Below are 21,035 nucleotides of genomic sequence, written 5' to 3' on the forward strand. Positions count from 1 at the left end.
TACTCTACACAAGCAGGTCCGCAAGACAAAGCGGGAAATGAAACGACGAGGGTTAGCGATGGCTGATGAGACGAAGAGTGCGGGTGCGACGCTGTACCACTGGGACGATATCGAAGCAGAACAGATGAGCCCGACGCTGACGCGGCAGTATGTGTCAGGCGAGAAATCGATGCTGGCGAGGATTGTGCTGAAGAAGGGGTCCGTGGTGCCGGAGCACAGTCATGCGAATGAGCAGATTGCTTACATTCTGAGCGGGGCGCTGGAGTTCAATGTCGCGGGGACCGTGCATACGGTTCGTGCGGGCGGAGTGCTGGTGATTCCGGGGAACGTTCCGCATTCGGCGCTGGCGCTCGAGGATACGGTAGACCTGGATCTGTTCGCACCGCCTCGGCAGGATTGGCTGGACAAGGACGACAGCTATCTTCGCGGTGGAGCAGAGGTCAAGTAGCTCTGGATCAGGAGCCTGGGGCCATATAGCCCCGGGCCCTCATCCAGGTGGCGAGAAGGTCAGGCCAGACCTTGAGGTCCGGGAAGCCGGGGGCTAGGCCGGTGCCGTGGGGGCCGGACTGGAAGATGTGAAGCTCGGCCGGGACCTTGGCGGCGACGAGCGCGGAGTAGAAGAGGACACTGTTCATGACCGGGACGGTGTGGTCGTCCGTGGTGGTGAAGAGGAAGGTGGGAGGGGTGTCCGCGGTGACGTGCTTCTCTGCTGACAGGAGCGCGACCAGAGCGGGGTCGGGGTTGTCTCCGAGGAGATACTTGCGGGAGCCAGTGTGGACGTAAGGATCTTCCATGGTGATGACGGGGTAGGCGAGGATCAGGAAGTCGGGGCGGTCGGAGAGGCGATCGATGGGGTCCGGCGAGGCGGGGTTGGCGGGCGCAAAGAGCGTGCCGGTCGTGGCGGCGAGACTGCCCCCAGCGGAGAAACCCCACATGCCTACGCGGGTTGGATCGATCCCGTAAGACTGAGCACCGGAGCGGACGAGGCGGAGGGCTCGCTGCGCGTCACCGAGTTCGATGGGATGGTGGTACTTGGGGCCGAGGCGATACTTGAGCACGAAGGCGGCTACGCCGTGGGCGTTGAGCCAATGCGCGACGTCCGAGCCTTCCTTCTGCATGGAGAGGTGCTGATAACCGCCGCCGGGAGCGACGATGACGGCGGTATGGGTGGGATTCGCATAGGGGAGGTAGACGGCGAGGGTGGGGATATCGTCATCGGCCGTGCCCAGGGCTCCGGGGGTTCCGGACTTCCAGAGGGGGAGGGTTGCCGAGGGAGGCGTCATGGGGGCGGTTGTTTGTGCGAGGACAGGCAAGGTGAGGCAGGCGGCCGTGGCCGACAGTACAGCCGCTTTGAGGAAGATACGGTGAAGGCTCATGCACGCTCCGTCAGCACGCTTGGATGGCGTGCCCGCTGATTCTAACCCAGGCTGGGATTGAGATTGGAAACAGGGATGAGACAGGCCATCTGCGTAAGGCGGCACCAGGGGGCCACCACCGGCTAAAATGAAGTTGGAGCAAACTTTGGACACCCTGACCCCTATTGTGACGCCAACCCCCGAACCTCACGGACCCTTTGCGGCTTTGCGTCGCGTCTTCCCGACGGGAGAGGTGATCCGGTTTCTTCTGGTTGGCGCTTCCAACACGCTTTTCTCTTACGCGCTCTACGCTGCCTGCGTTCGATTTTATGGCCATCTGATGCCGACCCATGGCCAGCCGCTGATCGCGGATATTGCGTCGATCACGTCCAAGCCGATTGGAATTACGGTCGCTTTCCTGGGTTATAAGCACTTTGTGTTCAGGACGCATGGGAACTATCTGAAGGAGTGGCTGCGTTGTTTCGCGGTCTATGGCGTCAGTACGCCGGTGGAGTTGGTGATCCTGCCCGTGGCGACGAAACTGTTTTTGCTGACAGCGCTGACACACCCTTATGCGCCGTATCTGGCCGGCATCGTTAACTCGGTGGTGATTGCCAGCTATAGCTATTTTGCCCACAAGAAATTTTCGTTTCGCCGTTAGGCCGGGAGCCGTGATGAAAGACCTAGTTCGACGCCAGCTTGCACTGTCGATTGCGACCATGCAGGCGGTACACGATAGCGATGAGATTCACGACACGATGGTGGAGATTGGCCGTCTGACGGCGGATGCCATGCGGAATGGGAAGAAGCTGCTGGTGGCTGGCAATGGGGGCTCGGCTGCCGATGCGCAGCACCTGGTGGCGGAGTTTGTGGTGCGGCTGACCGTGAACCGGCCAGCACTGCGGGCGATTGCGCTGACGACCGATACCTCAATCCTGACGGCGACGGGCAATGATTTTGGCTACGATGCGGTGTTCTCCCGGCAGATTGAGGCGCTGGGGCAGGAGGGCGATGTATTTCTGGGGATTTCGACCTCTGGGAACTCGCCAAACATCCTGCTGGGGATGGCGGAGGCTCGGCGGCTGGGGCTGACGACGATTGGATTCACGGGCAATGGCGGGGGGAAGATGCGCGAAGCCTGCGACTACAACGTCATTATCCCTTCGACGACGACCATGAACATTCAGGAATCGCACCTGGCGCTAGAGCATATCTTCTGCATGATCGTGGAGCGGTTTACGTTTGGGATGGACTTCGACAAGGCTCCGCAGATTGTCAGCGAATAGCGCGTTAAGTTTGGCCCGGTCACTGGCTTTGACCTCATCTGAGCGGATTGCCAAACCTACGGGTGCTGGTGTGCATCTACGCTAAGGACCCTCTTGTGCGATGTGTAGGACGGGTGAATCCGTTTGAGATGAGAATTCATGCCCAGAAAACTGCTTCCCGGCCGGCCGTATCCCCTTGGCGCCAAGGTTTCCTCGAAGGGAACCAACTTTGCGATCTACTCCGAACACGCTACGGGTGTTGAGGTTTGCTTCTTCGACGAAGACGGCAAACAGACTGACTGTGTCGCGCTGCAGGAGCATACGGCTTATGTCTGGCATGGGCTAGTGCTCGGCGTAAAGGCCGGTCAGCGGTATGGCTACCGTGTCGATGGTCCGTGGGACCCGGCAAATGGACAGCGGTTCAACAAGGCGAAGCTGCTGGTCGATCCGTATGCTGAGGCGATCAGCGGAGATGTCGACTGGAAGGCGCCGATCTATCCCTACGATGTGGCGTCCGGCGACGACATGAAGCGGGATGACCAGGATTCGCAGGCCGGGGTGCCAAAGTCTGTTGTGGTTTCTCATAAGTTTGATTGGGGCGAGGATTGCCCGCCAGATACTCCGCTGGCCGATTCTGTGATCTATGAGGTTCATGTCAAGGGTTACTCAGAGCGTAATCCGATGGTTCCTGAGGAGTTGCGTGGGAGCTATGCGGGGCTGGCGCATGAGTCCAGCATCAACTACTTCAAGAAGCTCGGCGTGACCGCGATTGAACTGCTGCCGGTGCATCACTTCATTGACGACGGCCACCTGCTGGATAAGGGACTTTCAAACTACTGGGGCTACAATACGCTGGGCTATTTTGCTCCGATGGCTCGATTCAGCTCTTCCGGCGATACGGGTGGGCAGGTCGTCGAGTTCAAGGAGATGGTGAAGAAGCTTCATGCGGCGGGTCTCGAGGTCATTCTGGATGTGGTCTATAACCACACCTGCGAAGGCAATGAGAAGGGGCCGATGCTCTCCATGAAGGGTGTCTGCAATACGACCTACTACCGGACGGTGGATGGCGATGCTCGCTTCTACATGGACTACACGGGCACCGGGAACACGTTGAAGGTCCACAATCCGCAGGTGCTGAAACTGCTGATGGACTCCCTTCGGTACTGGGTCACCGAGATGCATGTGGATGGATTTCGCTTCGATCTGGCGGCTACGCTGGCGCGTGGCTTGCACGAGGTCTCAAAGCTGTCTGCGTTCTTCGAGACCATTCACCAGGACCCTACGCTGGCCGATGTGAAGCTGATTGCGGAGCCGTGGGATGTCGGTGAAGGCGGCTACCAGGTGGGGGAGTTCCCTGTTCTTTGGGCGGAATGGAATGGCAAGTATCGGGATACGGTGCGGCGATTCTGGAAGGGTGACGACGGTCAGCTTTCGGACTTTGCCTACCGGCTTACGGGGTCTTCCGATCTCTACCAGTCCGATGGACGGAAGCCTTATGCCAGCATCAACTTCGTTACCGCGCATGACGGCTTTACGCTGTGCGACCTGGTGAGCTACGACCAGAAGCACAATGAAGCCAATGGCGAAGATAACCAGGACGGAGCGAACGAAAACGACTCCTGGAATATGGGAGCGGAGGGGCCTACAGAGGATGAAGGAATCAATATTCTGCGGGAGCGCCAGACGAGGAATTTTCTTGCGACGCTGATGCTTTCGCAAGGTGTACCCATGCTGGCCGGGGGAGATGAAGTCGCCCGCTCGCAAATGGGTAACAACAATGCCTACTGCCAGGACGACGAACTGACCTGGTATGACTGGAATCTCGATTCGCCGCGGAGACGGTTGATGGAGTTCACGGCAAATCTAATCCAGATGCGCCGGAATCATCCGAATCTGCATCGGCGGAAGTTCTTTCAGGATCGTACGATTCGCGGATCGGTTGTGCGGGATATCGCCTGGTACAACACCACGGGAGAGGAGTTTTCCGATGAGAACTGGAACTCTTCCTGGAGCAAGTCGCTGGCGTTGATGCTGAACGGTAAGACGCTCAATGTCTCCGACGAGGAGGGCAACAAGGTTGAGGACGATTCATTCCTTATGCTGATCAACGCATTCCATGAGGGTGTGGAGTTTACGCTGCCGCCTCCTCCGAACGGGAATCCGTGGAAGTATGTCTTGAACACGGAAAACCTTGAAGATCCTTTTCAGAAGTCCGACGTTGGAGAGAAGATCACCGTTGGCGGCAGGACGTTCGTCATGTTGAGCGACTGCCGTTAGAGATCGTAGGGATGGGATGAATATCGCAAAGGCCGCTCTTTTTGGGGCGGCCTTTGTGCTGGGCGGTGACCGGCGCTTCTCCGCAACCGAATGCCGCGTATAAGATGGAAGGGTGGACACCAATACCCCCCTTCCCCCTACAACGAGCGATGTAACCGAAGACGAGAACTATGACTTCGCTGCCCTGCTGCGAGAGAACGATCAGGAGCGTGCCAGTGCGGTGGATCGCAGCGGCGGTTCCAAGCAGATCGACGCGACCGTCGTAGCCGTCTCCGCCGACACTGTATTTCTGGACATCGGCTACAAGACTGAGGGCATCCTGCCCCTGAGTTCGTTTCCGGCCAGCGATAAAGCCGTGGAGCCGGGCGATAAGGTTCGCGTGACCGTCAAGGGACGGGACACGGATGGGTACTACGAGCTGACGCGGCAGCGGACGGCTACGCCTAAAGACTACTCGTCCCTGGAAGAGGCGTTTGAGGCCAAGGGGACGGTGCTCGGTACGGTTACGGGTGTGGTCAAGGGTGGCTTGACTGTCGATATCGGAATGCGGGCGTTTCTGCCTTCGTCACGCTCCGGGACGCGCGATGCGGATGAGATGGCGAAGCTTGTGGGCCAGGAGATCCGGGTGCGGATCACGACGCTCGATCTGGAGGGCGGCGAGTCTGGACGGCCGGATGCTGTGGTGGATCGACGCAGCGTTGTGGAGGAAGAGGCGCGGGCGAGCGCGGATCAGCGGTTCTCTGAGTTGGCTGAGGGCGATGTCGTCAACGGGACCGTGCGGTCGCTGACGGAGTACGGTGCGTTTGTGGATCTGGCTGGTGCGGATGCGCTACTGCATATCTCCGACATGGCCTGGCATCGTGTGGCGAATCCCGCGGATGTGTTGAGTGTTGGCGATTCGGTTGAGGCGAAGATCCTGAAGATCGATGCCACCGACCCGGCGCGGCGGCGGATATCGATCGGGATGAAGCAGTTGCTGCCGCACCCGTGGGATACGGTGAGCGAGCAGTTCAAGATTGGCGATAAGGTGACCGGCACCGTCACACGGGATGCGGACTTTGGCGCGTTTGTGGAGATTGCTCCGGGGATCGAGGGGCTGATCCATATCTCCGAGATGGCGTGGGGCAAGAAGGTGCGTAAGCCTTCGGACGTCGTCAAGGTTGGAGATTCGGTTGAGGCTGTGATCCTGGGGATCGATACGGAGCAGAAGCGGATGTCCTTGGGACTGAAGCAGGCCTTGGGCGATCCATGGGCTGAACTGGTGAAGACGGTTCATGCGGGCTCGGTGGTTGAAGGGCCGGTTTCGAGCATCACCAAGTTCGGAGCTTTTGTGACGATCGCCGAGGGTGTGGAAGGCATGATCCACATCTCCGAGATTACGGCGGAGAAGCGGCTCAACCATCCTTCCGACGTGCTGCGCGTGGGTGAGGTGGTGCAGGCGCAGGTGCTGGAAATCGACCGCGAGAAGCGTCAGCTCAAGCTTTCGATCAAGCAACTGGTGCCTACGGGCATCGACGAGTTCATTGCCGAACATGCTGTGGGTGATGTTGTCACCGGGCGGTTGATCGACCTGGATCGGGTCTCGAATACGGCTCGTGTGGAGCTGGGCGAGGGCATCATTGCGATGTGCTCGATTCCGGCGGAGGCTGCTCCGGTGGAGGATCTGGCGACTAAGACTGGTCCGGTGGATCTGTCTAACCTTGGGTCGTTGCTGGGGTCGAAGTGGAAGACCTCCGCGGAGCCGAGCAAGCCGGCGGCCAAGGGTAAGGCTGTCGTTGCTCCGAGCGATGACAAGACGCTGAAGGCTGGGCAGATTCGCAGCTTCCGGCTGACGGTGCTGGAGCCGGAGACGAAGAAGCTGGCTTTGGAACTAGCGTAAGACGGAAGCAAAGTGCAAATACGGCATAGAGTCGCTACGCGGACTCTATGCCGTATTTTTGTGCGAGGAAGACCTTCAGGGGGACGGGGAGGGCTCGGGCTAGCTCCTGCCAGGTGTGGATGCGGAGGCGGGCGCGGAGGTCGTAGAAGCGGACGGCTCGCATGACCTGGAACCAGGACTCGATGAGGTCGGGGCGGCGTGCATCGCAGAGGACGCAGAAGCTGGCCTGATGGACGTGGGCGGCGAGGACTCCGCGGATGAGTTGGTAGGAGCGGATGGTTCCCTGCTCTGCCTTTAGGTCTTCCAGGTTGAAGACCTCTTCAAGGTCCCGGTAGCGCTGGAGCTTGCGGATGGGGGCGGATTGGAAGTCTGTTTCGGTGAGCTTGGCTTCCACGAGGAGCGGACCCAGCTTCATGTCGATCTCTGTGGTGTCCGTGAGGTTGCGGTGGAGCGGGGTGTGTGGCTTGTGGCCGAAGATGGGGGTCTGGCCGGGGTCTATGCCGAGGAGGGCGGGGAGGGATGCCGTGGCTAGGACGCGAGGGTAGCAGAAGATGTTCATGAGGAGTGCGTCGGAGCTGGTGGCGGTGTCGAGCTCACACCAGCTTGTGTCGCGGACCTCTGAGAGGCGGCCGTGACGCTTTGCGGTATGGGGTTTGGTGAGGCGTCTCTGCCAGTCGGGGGTGGCTTGGATGCGGCGATACGAGGCGTCTATGAAGTTACCGTGGGCGGTTTCAGTGGGGGCGTAGATGATGCTGGAGCGGGTCTGGTCGTGGGGGTGGGCTGCGGCTCGGGTGAGGTTGCGGCGGATGAGGTCTTGCCGGATGGCTGGGGAGTTGGTGCGGCGTGGGGTTGGGCGGACGGGTTCTATGTCTCGCATTTCTTCTTCTGACCACATACCCCCTCCCCCCTTGTTTTGGTCTAAAGTCTTGATTCGATATGGTTTAGGTTTGGACTTCTTTGCAAGATTGTGATTTTAGGCGGCTTATTGGCAAAGTCTTCAAACGAAATGAGTTAGCTTGCGATGCTTGGCCATTTCCTTTGGTTCTTCCCTGCTTTAATTGTACGAGTTTGGGTGGGGTGAATATGCCAACTATTTTTTGAGGGTAAGTTGTTGTTTCTGGGTGGGTTATGAGGATTTTTGTGAGCGTGGGGGCTTGACATGCGAATTTGCTCAGTGTTTTGGCGAAATTTATTTTTCGGGGGGGGGGATGCGGAGAGAGCTTTGGTTGTTACAGCCCACGGCCCGGATTTTTCTTGACTGTTGACGGGGGGCTGAAGCCCCCCTCTAATCCGAACGGCAACGGCAACGGCAACGGCAACGGCAACGGCAACGGCAACGGCAACGGCAAAAGCAACGGCAAAAGCAAGAGCAACTACGGAGATTCTCCGCTTCGCGCAGAATGACGGCGCAAAACAGGCAACAGCAACACCAAATGCAAATGCAACTACGGAGGTTCTTCGCTGCGCTCAGAATGACGGTTGTGGGGGTGGTGGCTGGGGTCGCCGTTACTCTTCGCGGAGGACTTCCAGGGGCTTCTGGCCGAGGATGCGGTGGCTGGCGATCCAGCCTGTGGCTACCGTGAGGATTGCTGTGCCGAAGAGTCCGCCGAGGCTCCAGCCCCATTGGAAGGTGTTGGGGACGGTGAGGGCTCGGAGGAGGCCTTTGACGACTATGTTGGCGAAGAAGACTCCGACTAACCCGGCTACCAGGCCCAGGACCGCGAACTCTATTGAGAAGATGCTCGCGATGTGGGCGCGGGTGGCTCCGAGGGTTTTGAGGACTACGACCTCCCGGATGCGGCGGTAGCGGGTGCCAGCGATGGACGAGGCCAGGATGACGATGCCGGCGAAGATGCTGAAGGCGGCGAGGAACTGGACGACATAGATGATCTGGATGACGACCGCGCGGATGGTTTCGAGCGCCTGGGCTACGTTGATGACGGTGACGGTGGGGTAGGCGGCGTAGAGGGCGCGCTGGAGGGCGGCGACCTTGGTGGGGTCTACGTGGACGCCGCCGTACCAGATGACGGGGAGGCCGGTGAGGGCGCGTTCGGGAAGGATGAACTCGGCGCGGCTGTAGGCGTGCTGGCCGTCGGAGCGAGTGAAGGCGGCGACGGTAGCGTCGAACTGCTTGTCCTGGGCGGCGAAGGTGATGACGCTGCCGATCTTGAGGCCGAGGCGCTTGGCCTGAAAATCCGCAACGGCGACGACGGGGTGATCTGCGGCGGCGGCTGACTGCGCCTTCGTCCACCATTTACCGGAGGCTACGGTGGCTCCGGGCGGGACGGCTTCCGCCCAGGTGAGCTGGATGGAGCGGAGCATGTGCTTGGGGAAGTTCTTGGTCTTGATGTCGTTGGCGGAGACGCCGTCGATGGCGAGGATGCGGGAGCTGACGACGGGGAGAAGCTCGGGTGGGGCGGTGATGCCGGGGGCGCTGGTGAGGAGCTTGCGCATGCCGTCGATCTCATCGTTGGCGATATCGACGAGGAAGATGTTGGGGAGGTTGGGGGCGGAGGAGATGTGAAGCTGCTTGACGACGGCGTTCTGCATGAGGAAGACCATCATGATCTGCATGACGCCCATGCCTAACGCGGCGAGGAGAGCTGAGGAGGGGTTGCCGGGGCGGTAGAGGTTGGCGAGGCCGTGGCGGACTGCGGAGGGGAGATGCAGGCGGGTGCGGGTGAGGAAGAACTTGAGGGCTTTGAGGACGAGGAAGGAGGCCAGGAGGAGGACGGCAAGGACGGCGGCGAGGCCGACGGTGAACCACTTCCCGACCGAGGCGGAGTCCGAGATGCGGAAGGCGATGAGGGCGAGGCCGGCGAGGATGAGGAGGAATGCGCCGATCTGGGCGAGGTTTTTGGTGAACAGGCGTACGAGCTTCACGTGCCAGGGTTCGTCGGTTTCATCGACTGCGCGGCGGAGGATGAGGATGGGGCGGATGCCGCGGATATCGAGCAGTGGCGGGAGGGTGAAGAGGAAGGTGGTGAGAACGCCTGCGCCGAGGCCGGCAGCGATGGCACGGAGATCGAGATGGAGTTCGGGTCGGACGTTGATGAGGCTGGCGAGAAGATACGGGAAGGCGAGTTGAACGCCTACTCCGAGGCCTACGCCGACGACGCCTCCGGCGAGGCCGAGGAGGAGGGTCTGAATGAGGTAGATCTTGATGATCTGGCCGGAGCCTGCGCCGAGAGACTTCATGATGGCGATGGTGTCGAGGCGCTGCTGGAGATGGGCTCGCATGGCCATGGCTACGCCTACGGCTCCAAGGACCAGGGCTACGAGACTCATGAGCGAGAGGAGGCTAGTGGCCTGGTCCAGGCCCGCGGTAAGGGCTGGGTTGGTCTCGCGGTAGTCCGTGATTTGCGACTCCGGGAGGAGCTTGATGAGGCGGGCTTTGAGGTCGGCTACGGCGGCGTCCGAGATGGGTGCGCCGTTGGCGGGTGCGGGGACCTTGAAGAGGAAGCGCTGGCCGGCGTGGCTGCCGGGCGCGAGGAGGCCGCTGGCGTCAAGGCCCTGGCGGGAGATGAGTACGCGGGGGCCGGCGGCGAACTGGCTGGAGAGACGATCAGGCTCGTTGGTGACCACCGAGGCGATGCGGAAGAGCTTGTTGCCGATCTTGAGCTGGTCGCCGATCTGGAGATGGAGGCGGACGAGGAGGTCGTCGGCTACGACTACGGAATCTGGGGTGAGGACTTGCTGGAGGGTGGATGTGGGTTCGAGGTCTACTGTGCCGTAGTAGGGGTAGGCGCTGGGGTCTACGGCTTTGAGGGAGATGAGGAGGGGGTCGAGGGTTTTGGCGGCGGAGGCCATGGAGAGGAGCTCAGTGACGGGGGTCATCTGGACTCCTTCTCTCTCGATCGTCGCGAGGCCTTCGGCCTCTGAGGGGGTGGGTTGCTGGTTGGTGCGGGCGGAGAGGTCGGCAGCCATGATGGAGCGGGCGCGGGTGAGGAGGGTGGTGCGGAAGGAGTTGGAGAAGCCTCGGACGCCAGTGAGGGCGGCTACGCCGATGGCGACGGAGAGGATGACGAAGAAGAACTTGCCGCGTGAGGAACGCATCTCTCTGGAGGCGATGCGGAAGGCGGTGGGGTAGGAGAGGCTGGGCATGGGTAGTGTCTCGACTTCGCAAACAGGTCAGGGCTGGTTGGATTCCCAGGGGTTGAGGAGGGGGACGCCGAGGTCAGTGAAGTCTTTGATGTTGCGGGTGACTACGGTGAGGTTGTGGTGGAGGGCTGTGGCGGCGATGAGACCGTCAGCCATGCTCAAGGGTGCGCCCTGGCGTTGACGCCGGGCGCTGAGGATTCCCCAGTGGTCTGCGATGGTTTGAGTGATGGGGAGGATGCGGCTGTGGAACCTGGGGACCAGTTCGTGATCAAGCCACTGTTCTAGCTGCCGGCGGCGCTTGCCTTCGGGCAGGAGTGTGGTGCCCTTACGCAGTTCCCCTATCGTCATGACGCTGAGATAGAGCGAGCTTTCTGGCTGCGCATACATCCAGATGCCGATTCTCAGGTCAGGTAAGACATGCATCTGCTCAGACGGAATGTTTGTGTCGAGCAAAAAGCCTGAGGTCACGAGAGATCGATGATGCGGCCTGGAGAGGGATCGCGTGTGATGTCTAGATCATCGCCAAGGCCCCTGGCTTTAGCGAACATTTCTTCCAGGGTCTGCTGAGTGGCTGCTGAATCGTTGACGGAGGGAGCAAGCTTCAGCGCCTGAATGAGGACATCTTCTACATCCTGAAAATGACCGCTGGCCATTCGCTGTTGAATCAGGGCTTCGAGTTCGGGTTGGTGAATCTCAATGGTCATAATGCCCCTCCTCTCAATTTGATTCTATCCAAGGATTTGTCCTGCCGGACGGCCCCACTACGCGTGGGGCGGTCACTTCGTGACTTTTATTGTTTAGAGGACGGCTGGATTCGGGTTGAGAGTGTCGGAGACTATGAGGCCGTCGCGTAGGGTGATGACTCGGTCGGCGTAGGTTGCTAAGACTGGGTCGTGGGTGACCAGGACTAATGTGGTGCCTTCGGTTTTGTTGAGGTTGAGGAGGAGCTCCAGGATGTGGGCGCCGTTGGTGGTGTCGAGGTTGCCGGTGGGCTCGTCGGCGAGGACGATGGGGGGGCGAAGGACGAAGGCGCGGGCGAGGGCGACGCGCTGCTGCTCACCGCCGGAGAGCTGGACGGGGTAGTGGTCGAGGCGGTCGCCGAGGCCTACGGAGGTAAGGAGGGTGCGGGCGCGGGTTAGGCCGTCCTGTTTGCTGGCGTCGGCGTTGAGCTCGTGGGGGAGGAGGACGTTTTCAAGCGCGGTGAGGGTGGGGATGAGCTGGTAGGACTGGAAGACGAAGCCGATGGTGCGGCCGCGGACCTGGGCGAGCTGGTCTTCGGGGAGGTAGGAGATGGGCTGGCTGTTAAGGATGACGTCGCCCGAGGTGGGGGTGTCGAGGCCGGCGAGGAGGCCGAGGAGCGTCGATTTTCCGGAGCCGGAGGTGCCCATGATGGCGGCGAACTGGCCGTGCGGGATGGCGAAGTCGAGGCCTTTGAGGATGTCGACCGTGCGGGTGCCGTTGCGGATGGACTTGCGGAGGGACTTGACCTGAATGACGTCTTGCTGGGCGGCGGGGGTAACTGCTGTGGGGCTGGGAGGCATCTGTCTCCTGGATGGAAGGGTTCGGGTGCGCTTTAGGAGGCGGTGATTTGAACGTTCTTTGGTATTTTGAGAGGATGCAGAAGTTTGTCGGCTCTTTTATTTTAGCGGGTTTGTTGTCGGGTCTGGCTGGTTGTAAGACGGATGATGGGGGTAGGACGTCTCCGGAGGTGGCGGAAAACAACGCGCCGGGGCCGGTGGAGGCTCCCAAGGCTGCGATACGGAAGGCGGATGTGGTGGACGGCCGGCCGCTGGTGGTTTGTTTTGGGGATAGTTTGACAGCGGGCTATGGGGCTGAGGATGGGGCGAGCTATCCGGATTTTCTGCAGAAGGACCTGGATGGAGCGGGGTATCGGTACCGGGTGGTGAATGAGGGGATCAGCGGGAATACGACGAAGGATGGGGTGGACCGGCTGGCGGGGGTCGAGCGGATGAAGGCGGCGGTGGTGGTGCTGGAGTTTGGGGGCAATGATGGGCTGCGGGGGTTCGACGTGAAGACGACGCGGGCGAATCTGGCGACGATGATCGAAGGGCTGAAGGCGAGTGGGGCGAAGGTGGTGCTGGCGGGGATTACGCTGCCGCCTGATTATGGGGCGGATTATGTGACTAGCTTTACTGCGAATTATCCGGTTTTGGCGAAGAAGTACGGTGTGCCGGTGCTGCCGTTTTTGCTGAAGGATGTGTATGGGGTGCCGGGGATGATGCAGGGGGATCGGACGCATGCGACGGAGAAGGGGAATGCGGTGGTGGCGCGGAATGTTTTGCCGCTGGTGGAGCCGCTGCTGAGGAAGTAGAGGTGGGGAAGGCCCGGGGCTAAAGCCCGGTTGTCCTGGTTGCGAGGGACGGGGGGCTGAAGCCCCCCTCTCATCCGAACAGCAACGACAACAACAGCAAAGACCAATACGGAGGTTCTGAGCTTCGCTCAAAATGACGGTTGTTGCTGTGTGTGGTTCAGCCCATCACGACCATGGGGTGCATGAGGGTGCCGGCTATGCGCTTGGCGATGCAGAGGAGGTCAGTGGGGCTGGTGAAGACTTTGATCAGGGGGGCCTGGGAGAAGTCGGGGAGGTTGACCTGCATTCCGTTGCGGAGGCGGCCGGCTGCTTGATCGTCTACGGTGACGGAGGGCATGTCCGGGAGCAGGGTGCGGGGGTGGGGGAGTAGCTCCGTGATGGTTTCGTCTGTGCTGGCCTGCTTGAGCTGGTCTACCGTGATGGCGTGGGCGAGGGTGAAGAGGCCGGCTCGGGTGCGGCGGAGGCTGGAGAGATGAGCTCCGCTTCCGGCTAGTTCACCTAGCTCGTGGGCGACCGAGCGGACGTAGCCTCCGGCGGAGACGGTCATCTGGAAGGTTGTGGTGTCGGCTTCGAGATCCAGGAGTTGGAAGTCGTGGATGTGGATGCGGGCGGGTTTGACGGGGACGGGGAGGCCAGCTCGGGCAAGCTTGTGGGCGGGGACGCCGCCTAGCTTTTTTGCGGAGTAGACGGGGGGGATTTGGTCGAGGTCGCCGTGGAACTTTTCTGCCAGTGTGCGGAGGTCTTCCAGGGACTGGGTGAGGGGCTTGGGGTCTGTGGCGGGGGTACCTTCTGCGTCGAAGGTGTCGGTGGCGAAGCCGAAGCGGATGTGGCCGGTGTAGGACTTCTCCGCCTGGTTGAAGAACTGGGCGAGGCGGGTGTATTTGCCGAGGAGCAAAGGGAGTACGCCGGTGGCCATGGGGTCGAGGGTGCCGAGATGGCCGATGGATTTTTCTCCGGTGGCTCTACGGACGATGGAGACCACGTCGTGGGAGGTCATGCCGGTGGGTTTGTCCAGGATAAGGAGGCCGTTGAGAGGGGGCAAGGGTGTTCTTTCTATTAATGGTGAGTGGTGGGCGAGAACAAGCAACAGCAACGGCCAGAGCCAATACGGAGGTTCTGAGCTTCGCTCAGAATGACGACCTTGCTTGGGTGACGGCGTTGTTTGAGCTGACGGTGTTGGCTAAGGAAACAGCGCTGGAAACGAGAACGGTAATACGCTAGAGGGTCGTTTTATGGCGGACCAGCGAGAGAAACTCGTTACGGGTTTGGAGTTGGGTTTTGAAGACGCCCAGCATGGCGGAGGTGACGGTGTGGGAGTGCTGTTTTTCTACGCCGCGCATCATCATGCAGAGGTGCTGGGCTTCAAGGATGATGCCTACGCCCTGGGGGGCGATGGCCTCTTCGATGGACTCGGCGATCTGGCGGGTGAGGCGCTCCTGGACTTGCAGGCGGCGGGCGAAGACGTCGACGAGGCGTGCGATCTTGCTGAGACCGATGACCTTACCGTTGGGGACGTAGGCGACGTGGGCCTTGCCGAAGAAGGGCAGGAGATGGTGCTCGCACTGGGAATAGAACTCGATGTCTTTGACGATGACCATCTCGTCGTAGTCGACGTCGAAGAGGGCGTTGTGGAGGACCTCTGTGACGGTCTGTTTATAGCCCTGGGTGAGGAAGGCGGTGGACTTCTCCATGCGCTCCGGAGTGCGGAGAAGGCCGTCGCGGTCAGGGTCTTCGCCCATGCGGCGGATCATCTCGCGGTAGAGGTCTTGCGTCGATGCGGATGCGAGGGTCTGGTTCTGTTCGGACATTGCGGACGTACCTTTCTAGAGCTTGGGCAGATGCGCGGGGCCGGCGTAGTCGAAGGAGTTGTTGGGGGTCTCTTCGATGTGGATGCGCTCGAGCCGGGCGTGGGGGTAGGTGAGGAAGATTTTGTGGAGCTCGATGGAGAGGTTCTCTGTGCTGGGGACCAGGTCCGCGAAGAGAGCGAGGGTGTTGAGGTTGGTCTGGTCGAAGGGCGCGAGGAGATGCGCGTGGGCGAAGGCGTCGAGGTCAGCGAGGTTGGTGACCATGCCGGTGGCGGGATCGACTGGGCCGCTGAAGCAGACCTCTACCGTGTAGTTGTGGCCGTGGCCGTAGGGGTTGTTGCACTTGCCGAAGGTGGCCTGGTTCTGCGCGGCTGAGAGCGTGTCCGCGTGGAGGCGGTGGGAGGCGGAGAAGTGGTAGCGGCGGGAGAGGTGGGCGATGGGCATCAGTTCCCTGCTCCTGCCTCGGCCTCTGGGCCGAAGTCTCCGTAAAAGTCTGCGAAGAGGTCCGGCATCTCGTAGACGCGGACGCGGTGGAGGGTGGCGTTGGGGATCTTGCCGGCGAGGCGACGCCAGATGGCTATCGCAATGTTTTCCGTGGTGGGGATGACGGTGGCAAAGTCTGGGATTTCCAGGTTGAGGTGGCGATGGTCGTAGACGCCTACGACCTCTTGCTCGAGGATATCCTTCAGCTTCTTCAGGTCTACTACGAAGCCGGTGATGGGGTCTACTTCGCCCGCTACGGTGACTTCCAGGGTGTAGTTGTGGCCGTGCCCGTTGCGATTGGCGCATTTGCCGAAGATGCGTTCGTTCTCTTGCTGCGAGAGGGCATCGTTCCAGTAGAAGTGGGCTGCGGAGAACTCGGCTTTGCGGGTGAGGAGGATCATAGGGTGTGCCTGTTTAGATGTTAGCGGAATGGGGTGGGGTGCGGGAGTGGGTAGGCAAGGCAACGACAAAAGCAAGAACAAAAGCCAATACGGAGGTTCTGAGCTTCGCTCAGAATGACGACCTAAAACAAACAACGACCTAAAACAGACAACGGCAACAACCACAACCGTCATTCTGAGCTTCGCTCAGAATGACGGTTGTGGAGGGTTGAGATTTTGGCATCAGTGGGTGTCGGTGGGGTAGGTGCGGCCCTTCCATTCGACTGATTTGGTGATCTTGACCTGCATGTAGCTGCGGAGGAGGAGCACGATCAGCAGGGGCAGGCCGAGGATGGCTATGGCGCAGTCCGTGATGGGGAAGTTGGAGCGGGAGGTTCGGCGGTAGAAGGCCCAGAGGCCGCGGAACCAGACCACAAAGAGGGCTGCTCGCTGCCAACTGATGAAGAAGGGGTAGACGAGAGCGATCGTTGGGATTCCGACGATGAGGAGGAGCTCCAGCGAGCGCATGGCGGCCATCACGAGGGCGTTTGAGAAGAGGAGTGCGAGGTTTTTGGTCCAGCCCTCCACCATGGCGGCGTTGGTGCGGTACATGCGCGTGGCGAGGGCGTCCGGGGCATAGCGAAAACGGAGGGGGTGTTTGGCTCGCTTGATGTTGCGGGCGAGGGCCACGTCTTCAAGAACGTCCGGGCCTACGGCTCGGTGGCCTCCGACGGAGAAGTAGGCTTCCTGCTCCACCATGAGGAACTGGCCGTTGGCTGCGGCGATACGGTTGTCGGGGTCGTTGACCTTGGCCATGGGGTAGGTTGTGGCGAGCTCCGCGAAGACAAGGGGCATGAGGGCTCGCTGCCAGAAGGTAGAGACGAGCTGGCGGGGCGAGTACGAGAGGAGGGCTACCTTATATTTTTCAAGTTCGTGGCGTGCGCGGGAGAGGTCGCCGGGCTCGTGGATGGTGTCGGCGTCTGTGAAGACGAAGAGGCGGCCGCGGGCGATCTGAGCTCCGGCCCAGCAGGCGCTGGTCTTGCCGGTGAAGCCGGAGTTGCGGCCGGGTTCGAGGGTGGGTGCCGGGAGGGCGATGACGCCGGGGGTTTGCGCGGCTTGCGCGATGATACGGGGGGTCTCGTCTGTGGAGTGGTCGTCGACGACGATGAGCTCCCAGTGGCGGCCGAGCTCAAAGCCGGGCTCGGACTGGGCGAGGAGGGATTCGAGGCAGGCGGGGAGAGCGTCCTGCTCGTTACGGGCGGGGACGATGACGGTGAGTTCGAGCGGCGAAGTTTGGGGTACCGCGGGGATGTTTTCTGAGATGTCGGCCACGAGTTCGTATTATAGGAAGGTGGAGCGTGGCGTGCGAAGAGTCTGGACGAGTTTGGCGGCGGCATTGTTGATGGCGGGGCTGACGGCGTGCGATCGCGGGTCGCATCCGGGGAATATCGGCAAGCCTGCGGCACAGTTTGTGATGACCGATGGCGTGGAGACGGTGGACCTGGCGAAGCTACGCGGGAAGATCGTCGTGCTGAACCTTTGGGCGACCTGGTGCGCGCCGTGCGTGCAGGAGCTGCCGAGCCTGCTGGCGTTGAAGCAGAAGATGCCGGGAATCGCGGTGGTGGCCGTGAGCACGGACCAGGATGACGAGGTTTATCGGGCGTTCCTGGTGAAGCATCATGTGGATATCCCGACGGTTCGGGACTCGGACGCGAAGATCAATGCGCTGTATGGGACGGTGCAGATTCCGGAGACGTACATCATCGACCGGAACGGGGTGCTGCGGCGGAAGTTTATTGGCGCGCAGGATTGGACGGGGCCGGAGATTACGGATTATCTGAGCAAGTTGTAAACCCAGGTCCGAAGATCCGGAGCTGGGGCACCCTGCTAAAATCGGCGTATGACTCAGGTTGAAGTGATGTACCGCTATGGATCGGTTCCGACCGAGGCTGCGACGCTTGCGCTCGGGGCTATGCGCGAGGTTTACGGGATTCGCCGGATGGAGTTCAAGGAGCTGGAGCAGACGGTGCGGGTGGAGTACGACTCGACGCGTCTGACCGAGGCTGTGATCTACCAGCTTCTGCGGCGTACGGGGTTGGATATCAGCGAGCAGCTTGCGCTGACTGTGCCGGCTCCGCCACCGCCTCCTCCTGCTCCTCCGGCAGCGCCCCCGGCCGCACCTGTGGCGGCTAAGGTTTAGGGCTTGCTTCAGAGGCGAAAGTTCGATAATCTAGTCAGGTTGCAGTAACGCAATGTGCGCCCGTAGCTCAGCTGGATAGAGCATTTGGCTACGAACCAAAGGGTCGGAGGTTCGAATCCTTCCGGGCGCACCATATCAAGCTTTGAGTGATCCGCTCATTCGGCTTTTTCGAGATATTACTTCTTCCCCTTCAAGTTATGAGCGCTAAAGTTCAGGGCAGGCGCGACGTGTTCGCGCCTGCCCTGAAACTCACTTCCCTACCAGATTGCTGGCCGGCCAGTGCATGGGGTCGGCGTTCTCGTTATTCATGATCCGGATGGGACCGCCGGAGCTCTTGACGTGGATGTTGAAGCCGTCGACGGCCAGGATGGGCGCTGTGCCATGAAGGTCGGCCGTGGCTACGTCAATGAGCAACTCCCGGGTCTCTTGTGGGGCGAGCGAGATGTAGTTCTCCGAGTAGAAGACTGGCAGCACCCTGGCTTCAGAGCCTTCGCGGTGAAGTTGCAGGTGAGTCATAAGCGCGACGTGATTGGTGGGATTATGCAGCACGACCTTGAGCATGGTCTTGTCTTTGGCCAAGGTGGATGTGGCGGAAGCTTCCAGGGTGACGGGGGGCATCCGGCCCAAGGAGGTGAAGTCGTCCTGATCGACATTCTGCCAGTAAAAGTTGGTGGAGACCTGGTTGCCGGTCGCGTCCAGCAGATCAAGCTTCACGAAGTAGACGGCGCTGATGCTGGGGTTGGCGACGAGTTGGAAGATCTTTGTCGTGTGAACTCCTGGCGCGTTTTCGACCGGATGAAGTTGCTGCGCGGACAGTGTTCCATCAAGGGCGTAGATGGATGATCTGATCTGGTAGCCGCTGAGCGGTTCCGGGGTGTTGTTGACGACTTCAACGCCGAAGTTGGCCTCGTTCAATTGGACGTGGATGTGCTCGCTTGCTTTTTGCGCTCCGTAGAGGGAGGCGTTGGGCTCCAGGTCATAGTGGTAGAGCTGCCAGACGAAGCTGGGCTGAGCGGGGTGGCTCATCCAGGTGATGACGCCGGTGGTTGCGGTGAACATCTGGGCGTTGCGGCCTTCGTACATGGCGCGGAAGGCTTCGTAGTTGGCGAGCTGGCCCTTGCGGGTGAAGTCTGCCAGGTTGCGGATGGGGCCGTAACGCTTTGCAAGGAGGGATGGGTACTGATCGCCGCGCTGTGCGCCCTTGGCGAGGTCGTGCTGCGCCCAGTCGTCGTTGATCGTCTCCCAGTCCTTCTGGGGCATCATGCCCTGGATGGATTCAATGGTGGGAATGGAGACGGAGCCTGTTTCTGTTTTGAAGCTTTCATTGAGGGCATAGAAGTAGCGTGGGGAGCGCCAGTAGTAAGGGCCGTGGGACGACACGCCGTGACCGTCGGCGGAGTTCGATTGATAGAGCCGGGTGGGGTCCAGCTTGGCCATGAGAACGCGGAGGGTATCGTCAAGTTCCTTGGGCGGATAGCCTTCGTTGCGGGCGCACCAGACGGCGATGGATGGGTGATTGCGGTAACGGGTGACCTTGTCTGTCACGTTTTTGAGGTAGGTGGGGATGTCGGCTACGTTGGGTCCGTCGCCGGGGTTGGGCTGGAAGAACTCATCCCAGAGGAGGATGCCGTACTTGTCTGCCATCTCGTAGAAGTCCGGGCTGGTGCTCTGGCCGACCCAGTTGCGGATGATGTTGAGATGGGCGAGCGCGTGCATGTGGAACTGGGCATCAAGCCTTGCCTTGGGGACGCGCTTCATGGCCTCGTCAAGGCCCCAGTTACCGCCGCGGGCCATGACGGGGACACCGTTTACGGAGAGCGTCAGGTTTTCCGACCCGGCGACCTGGTACTGGATGGTGCGGATGCCGAAGTTTCCGGACCAGACATCTGAGGTGCCGCCGGAGGTTCGAAGGTTAAGGCTCAGGCGATAGAGATTGGCTTTGCCGTAGCCGTTGGGCCACCAGAGTCTGGGGGCGTTGATATGGAGTTCAGGGATTGCGGCGGGGTCAAGGGCGAGAGGCAGAGACTTGCCGCCTTCTACGCTGATCTTTCTGGTGAAGGTAATGGTCTTGGGGGAGGCGTCATCTCCGACCTCCGTGATGGTTCCGGTCAGGGTGCCGTCCACGGTCTTTGCGGAGGAGTTTGTGACTGCGCCTGAGATGGAGAGGTCGGCGGTAGCGTGGGAGGCGGCGAGGTCGCTGCGGATGGCTGGGTCGTCGATGACGAGAGGACCGGTGGAGGACAAGGTGACGGGCAGCCAGATGCCGGTGTCGCGGTCCCGTATGGCGGGTATCCAGTCCCATCCGATGGTGGAGAGGAAGGTGGCACCATCGAGGGCTGTGTCGCCGCCGTTTTTGCCGACGCCATCAGCGATGGTGTGCTCGTGAGGGATGCCGGGGTGAGGCTGGGGGCTGATGAGGACTGCGAGGACTGCTTTGGTGCCGGGCTTTACGGCGGCGGAGATATCGAAGTCGCCGCGGATGAACGCGCCCTTGATGGAGCCGATGGAGTGGCCGTTGACCCAGACCTGGGCGGAGTAGTTGATGCCCGCGAAGTGAAGCCAGGTGGTGTGGCCCTTGTAGGCGGAGGGGATAGTGAACGAGGTGCGATACCAGTAGCTCGTCTTGTTCAGGCTCTCCGGGATGGCGCGCATGTTTTCGCCGTAGAGGGGCTCCGGGTAGACGTGGTTATCGACGAGCGTGGTGAGGACGGTTCCGGGAACGGTGGCCTTGTACCAGGAGGCGGTCTTGAAGTTTGGGAGGGAGACTGCATCGCCGGTGGCAGGGACCTTTGCCACGTCCTGCATCTCCCATGCACTGATCTCCTGAGGCTGCTGGGCGCTGGCGGCCATGCCTTGCAGCAACAGGCAAAGGAACAGAGCGTGGAGCTTCGAGAATGAGATTCTTCGCGTGGCGATGGGGAGCTGGCAGTATTGAGACGGCAAGAGGATGTTCCTTCC

Annotated in this window: 21 protein-coding genes and 1 tRNA gene; 10 read left to right on the top strand and 12 right to left on the bottom strand. The window is 60.8% G+C overall.

Translation table 11 applies throughout. From position 1 onward, the window contains the following. The first annotated feature begins 58 nt into the window (after nt 1-58). Nucleotides 59-448: a cupin domain-containing protein gene (locus ACIX9_RS11355; protein WP_013580629.1), complete on the top strand. Its 390-nt coding sequence runs from the start codon at nt 59-61 to the stop codon at nt 446-448. A gap of 7 nt (nt 449-455) precedes the next feature. On the opposite strand, the gene ACIX9_RS11360 is transcribed toward ACIX9_RS11355, so the two are convergent. After that, on the bottom strand, nt 456-1,376 hold the full coding sequence (locus ACIX9_RS11360; protein WP_013580630.1) for an alpha/beta hydrolase: 921 nt from the start codon (nt 1,374-1,376) through the stop codon (nt 456-458). A gap of 145 nt (nt 1,377-1,521) precedes the next feature. On the opposite strand from ACIX9_RS11360, the gene ACIX9_RS11365 reads away from it, so the two are divergent. From ACIX9_RS11365 to ACIX9_RS11380, 4 genes are all read left to right on the top strand, one after another. Next, nucleotides 1,522-2,016 (top strand): GtrA family protein, encoded by a 495-nt coding sequence (locus ACIX9_RS11365; RefSeq protein WP_013580631.1) that lies wholly within the window; start codon nt 1,522-1,524, stop codon nt 2,014-2,016. A gap of 13 nt (nt 2,017-2,029) precedes the next feature. Further along, on the top strand, nt 2,030-2,641 hold the full coding sequence (locus tag ACIX9_RS11370; RefSeq protein ID WP_013580632.1) for a D-sedoheptulose 7-phosphate isomerase: 612 nt from the start codon (nt 2,030-2,032) through the stop codon (nt 2,639-2,641). A 138-nt stretch (nt 2,642-2,779) separates the two neighbouring features. After that, nucleotides 2,780-4,897 (top strand): glycogen debranching protein GlgX, encoded by a 2,118-nt coding sequence (gene glgX / locus ACIX9_RS11375; RefSeq protein ID WP_013580633.1) that lies wholly within the window; start codon nt 2,780-2,782, stop codon nt 4,895-4,897. A 112-nt stretch (nt 4,898-5,009) separates the two neighbouring features. Next, the gene (locus tag ACIX9_RS11380) at nt 5,010-6,776 is read left to right on the top strand and encodes a S1 RNA-binding domain-containing protein (protein WP_013580634.1); all 1,767 of its coding nucleotides are present in this window, start codon (nt 5,010-5,012) and stop codon (nt 6,774-6,776) included. 34 nt (nt 6,777-6,810) lie between these two features. Here ACIX9_RS11380 and ACIX9_RS11385 read toward each other — a convergent pair whose 3' ends face one another. Then, nucleotides 6,811-7,653, bottom strand: a complete 843-nt coding sequence (locus tag ACIX9_RS11385; RefSeq protein ID WP_083808515.1) for a PGN_0703 family putative restriction endonuclease — start codon at nt 7,651-7,653, stop codon at nt 6,811-6,813. A 377-nt stretch (nt 7,654-8,030) separates the two neighbouring features. On the opposite strand from ACIX9_RS11385, the gene ACIX9_RS24735 reads away from it, so the two are divergent. Further along, nucleotides 8,031-8,180: a hypothetical protein gene (locus ACIX9_RS24735; protein ID WP_013580636.1), complete on the top strand. Its 150-nt coding sequence runs from the start codon at nt 8,031-8,033 to the stop codon at nt 8,178-8,180. A 102-nt stretch (nt 8,181-8,282) separates the two neighbouring features. Here the strand turns inward: ACIX9_RS24735 and ACIX9_RS11390 are convergent, their stop codons facing one another. From ACIX9_RS11390 to ACIX9_RS11405, 4 genes are all read right to left on the bottom strand, one after another. Next, a complete protein-coding gene (locus tag ACIX9_RS11390) occupies nt 8,283-10,880 on the bottom strand; it encodes an ABC transporter permease (protein WP_013580637.1) in 2,598 nt (865 codons plus the stop codon). Between the two features lie 27 nt (nt 10,881-10,907). Beyond that, nucleotides 10,908-11,300, bottom strand: coding sequence for a type II toxin-antitoxin system VapC family toxin (locus ACIX9_RS11395; protein WP_049789420.1), 393 nt, complete (start codon nt 11,298-11,300; stop codon nt 10,908-10,910). Nucleotides 11,301-11,341: 41 nt separating this feature from the next. Beyond that, nucleotides 11,342-11,581, bottom strand: coding sequence for a hypothetical protein (locus tag ACIX9_RS11400; protein ID WP_013580639.1), 240 nt, complete (start codon nt 11,579-11,581; stop codon nt 11,342-11,344). 93 nt (nt 11,582-11,674) lie between these two features. Continuing rightward, nucleotides 11,675-12,418, bottom strand: a complete 744-nt coding sequence (locus ACIX9_RS11405; protein WP_013580640.1) for an ABC transporter ATP-binding protein — start codon at nt 12,416-12,418, stop codon at nt 11,675-11,677. 47 nt (nt 12,419-12,465) lie between these two features. Here ACIX9_RS11405 and ACIX9_RS11410 point away from each other — a divergent pair, with 47 nt between their 5' ends. Then, entirely contained in the window at nt 12,466-13,209 is a 744-nt protein-coding gene (locus ACIX9_RS11410; RefSeq protein WP_013580641.1) for an arylesterase, read from the top strand. Between the two features lie 157 nt (nt 13,210-13,366). Here ACIX9_RS11410 and truB read toward each other — a convergent pair whose 3' ends face one another. The 5 genes from truB to ACIX9_RS11435 form a co-directional block, all read right to left on the bottom strand. After that, nucleotides 13,367-14,251, bottom strand: a complete 885-nt coding sequence (gene truB / locus ACIX9_RS11415; RefSeq protein WP_013580642.1) for a tRNA pseudouridine(55) synthase TruB — start codon at nt 14,249-14,251, stop codon at nt 13,367-13,369. Nucleotides 14,252-14,426: 175 nt separating this feature from the next. Then, nucleotides 14,427-15,017: a GTP cyclohydrolase I FolE gene (gene folE / locus ACIX9_RS11420; protein WP_013580643.1), complete on the bottom strand. Its 591-nt coding sequence runs from the start codon at nt 15,015-15,017 to the stop codon at nt 14,427-14,429. A 15-nt stretch (nt 15,018-15,032) separates the two neighbouring features. Continuing rightward, nucleotides 15,033-15,458 (bottom strand): 6-carboxytetrahydropterin synthase, encoded by a 426-nt coding sequence (locus tag ACIX9_RS11425; protein WP_013580644.1) that lies wholly within the window; start codon nt 15,456-15,458, stop codon nt 15,033-15,035. Continuing rightward, a complete protein-coding gene (locus tag ACIX9_RS11430) occupies nt 15,458-15,898 on the bottom strand; it encodes a 6-pyruvoyl trahydropterin synthase family protein (protein WP_013580645.1) in 441 nt (146 codons plus the stop codon). Before ACIX9_RS11430 ends, ACIX9_RS11425 begins: the two co-directional genes overlap by 1 nt. A 222-nt stretch (nt 15,899-16,120) precedes the next feature. Then, nucleotides 16,121-17,209, bottom strand: coding sequence for a glycosyltransferase (locus tag ACIX9_RS11435; RefSeq protein ID WP_013580646.1), 1,089 nt, complete (start codon nt 17,207-17,209; stop codon nt 16,121-16,123). A gap of 31 nt (nt 17,210-17,240) precedes the next feature. Here ACIX9_RS11435 and ACIX9_RS11440 point away from each other — a divergent pair, with 31 nt between their 5' ends. The 3 genes from ACIX9_RS11440 to ACIX9_RS11450 all read left to right on the top strand — a co-directional run bounded on the left by ACIX9_RS11440 (nt 17,241) and on the right by ACIX9_RS11450 (nt 18,210). Then, complete coding sequence (locus ACIX9_RS11440) at nt 17,241-17,729, top strand: TlpA family protein disulfide reductase (protein ID WP_157477497.1); 489 nt, start codon at nt 17,241-17,243, stop codon at nt 17,727-17,729. A 48-nt stretch (nt 17,730-17,777) separates the two neighbouring features. Beyond that, the gene (locus ACIX9_RS11445) at nt 17,778-18,077 is read left to right on the top strand and encodes a hypothetical protein (RefSeq protein WP_041597068.1); all 300 of its coding nucleotides are present in this window, start codon (nt 17,778-17,780) and stop codon (nt 18,075-18,077) included. Nucleotides 18,078-18,133: 56 nt separating this feature from the next. Further along, nucleotides 18,134-18,210 (top strand) — tRNA-Arg (locus tag ACIX9_RS11450). 116 nt (nt 18,211-18,326) lie between these two features. On the opposite strand, the gene ACIX9_RS11455 is transcribed toward ACIX9_RS11450, so the two are convergent. Next, nucleotides 18,327-21,020 carry a glycoside hydrolase family 2 protein gene (locus ACIX9_RS11455; RefSeq protein ID WP_013580649.1) on the bottom strand — a complete coding sequence of 898 codons (2,694 nt, stop codon included), beginning with the start codon at nt 21,018-21,020 and terminating at the stop codon, nt 18,327-18,329. Nucleotides 21,021-21,035 lie beyond the last annotated feature (15 nt).

It is taken from the genome of Granulicella tundricola MP5ACTX9 (genome assembly GCF_000178975.2).
GTDB lineage: Bacteria > Acidobacteriota > Terriglobia > Terriglobales > Acidobacteriaceae > Edaphobacter > Edaphobacter tundricola.